The sequence below is a fragment of the Zunongwangia sp. L-65 genome, from assembly GCF_056859415.1.
Map to the genome: position 1 here is coordinate 1 of NZ_JBSXOK010000074.1, position 2,500 is coordinate 2,500.

Sequence of the window (2,500 nt, forward strand, 5' to 3'; positions counted from 1 at the left end):
TATAGCGTAAAGATTAAGAATTAAGACTATAAAGAGTCAAACTTTTGAGCTTTAGACTTCTTGAGAAGGAAAACATTTATTTAGTTGTCACATATTAATGAAACAACGATGAAGAGTTTGATCCTGGCTCAGGATGAACGCTAGCGGCAGGCCTAACACATGCAAGTCGAGGGGTAACAGGGAGTGCTTGCACTCTGCTGACGACCGGCGCACGGGTGCGTAACGCGTATGCAATCTACCTCTTACTGAGGGATAGCCCATGGAAACGTGGATTAATACCTCATAGTATTATAGACTGGCCTCAGTTTATGATTAAAGGTTACGGTAAGAGATGAGCATGCGTCCTATTAGCTAGATGGTAAGGTAACGGCTTACCATGGCTACGATAGGTAGGGGTCCTGAGAGGGAGATCCCCCACACTGGTACTGAGACACGGACCAGACTCCTACGGGAGGCAGCAGTGAGGAATATTGGACAATGGGCGAGAGCCTGATCCAGCCATGCCGCGTGCAGGAAGACGGCCCTATGGGTTGTAAACTGCTTTTACAGAGGAAGAACCCTCCTTACGTGTAAGGAGCTGACGGTACTCTATGAATAAGGATCGGCTAACTCCGTGCCAGCAGCCGCGGTAATACGGAGGATCCAAGCGTTATCCGGAATCATTGGGTTTAAAGGGTCCGTAGGCGGGTCTATAAGTCAGTGGTGAAAGTCTGCAGCTTAACTGTAGAACTGCCATTGATACTGTAGACCTTGAATTAGTATGAAGTGGTTAGAATGTGTAGTGTAGCGGTGAAATGCATAGATATTACACAGAATACCGATTGCGAAGGCAGATCACTAATACTATATTGACGCTGATGGACGAAAGCGTAGGTAGCGAACAGGATTAGATACCCTGGTAGTCTACGCCGTAAACGATGGTTACTAGCTGTCCGGCCTAATTGAGGGCTGGGTGGTTAAGCGAAAGTGATAAGTAACCCACCTGGGGAGTACGTTCGCAAGAATGAAACTCAAAGGAATTGACGGGGGCCCGCACAAGCGGTGGAGCATGTGGTTTAATTCGATGATACGCGAGGAACCTTACCAGGGCTTAAATGCAGTCTGACGTATCTGGAAACAGATATTTCTTCGGACAGATTGCAAGGTGCTGCATGGTTGTCGTCAGCTCGTGCCGTGAGGTGTCAGGTTAAGTCCTATAACGAGCGCAACCCCTGTGGTTAGTTGCCAGCACGTAATGGTGGGAACTCTAGCCAGACTGCCGGTGCAAACCGTGAGGAAGGTGGGGATGACGTCAAATCATCACGGCCCTTACGTCCTGGGCCACACACGTGCTACAATGGTAGGGACAGAGAGCAGCCACTTCGCGAGAAGGAGCGAATCTATAAACCCTATCACAGTTCGGATCGTAGTCTGCAACTCGACTACGTGAAGCTGGAATCGCTAGTAATCGCATATCAGCCATGATGCGGTGAATACGTTCCCGGGCCTTGTACACACCGCCCGTCAAGCCATGGAAGCCGGGGGTACCTGAAGTCCGTTACCGCAAGGAGCGGCCTAGGGTAAAACTGGTAACTGGGGCTAAGTCGTAACAAGGTAGCCGTACCGGAAGGTGCGGCTGGAACACCTCCTTTCTAGAGCATTCTCTTTCAAAAGAGAATCGCAATTAAATAAAGGGAAGTTCAAAAGCAAGCCTTTAAGGTCTTGATTCTTAATGTCAATTCGATAAACTACAGTATTAAAGTAAAAAGTTGAAAAGTAGAAAGTAGTATTGCTTTGTGACTTTTAACTGTTAAACTTTAAAACTGTTATGGACAGTCTCATAGCTCAGCTGGTTAGAGCGCTACACTGATAATGTAGAGGTCGGCAGTTCGAGTCTGCCTGAGACTACTGAAAGTAGGCAGAAGCAGACGAGAAGTTTATCCTGAGCAAGGCACGGTAGTGCCGCGCCGAAGGGAGTCTGCCTGAGACTACGACCGCGCAAAGCGCGAGTTTAAAGTTGAAGGTTTAAAAGTTTAAAGTTAAACTTGAGACACAGAAGTTCATTTGAAATAACTAAAGGAAATTTTAGAGGTTGAGTAGCCGTTATAAGTACTGTTAACTGATAACTGTTAACTGATCACTGAAAATGGGGGATTAGCTCAGCTGGCTAGAGCGCCTGCCTTGCACGCAGGAGGTCATCGGTTCGACTCCGATATTCTCCACCAGGCAATGCCTGGAGATTTGAAAGATAATCTTCAGAGTTTGCAGTGGGAAGCATAGATTGTTTATACGTCTATCGCGACTCGCGATCGTTCATTGACATATTGAGAAATAAAGAATACGAGAAACTAACGCTTATTATGAGATAGGGTTTGTAAAAATTCTATTGTAATAATAGCAAAACAAAAAAGTTAACGACCATCGTTAAGGTGGTTGTGCGAGCATATTAGGTAAAAAGCATACAAGCTTATTAAGGGCGTATGGGGAATGCCTAGGCTCTCAGAGGCGAAGAAGGACGTGA

Annotated in this window: 2 tRNA genes and 2 rRNA genes (1 of these 4 cut by a window edge); all 4 read left to right on the forward strand. The window is 46.5% G+C overall.

The window, feature by feature from the left end:
* Nucleotides 1-105: 105 nt before the first annotated feature.
* Nucleotides 106-1,631, forward strand: a 16S ribosomal RNA gene (locus AC13DP_RS16015).
* A gap of 182 nt (nt 1,632-1,813) precedes the next feature.
* A tRNA-Ile gene (locus AC13DP_RS16020) sits at nt 1,814-1,887 on the forward strand.
* A 240-nt stretch (nt 1,888-2,127) separates the two neighbouring features.
* Nucleotides 2,128-2,204 (forward strand) — tRNA-Ala (locus AC13DP_RS16025).
* A 233-nt stretch (nt 2,205-2,437) separates the two neighbouring features.
* Nucleotides 2,438-2,500, forward strand: a 23S ribosomal RNA gene (locus tag AC13DP_RS16030) (it continues 2,771 nt past the right edge of the window).
* The 16S and 23S rRNA genes sit together here with 2 tRNA genes alongside, the layout of an rRNA operon.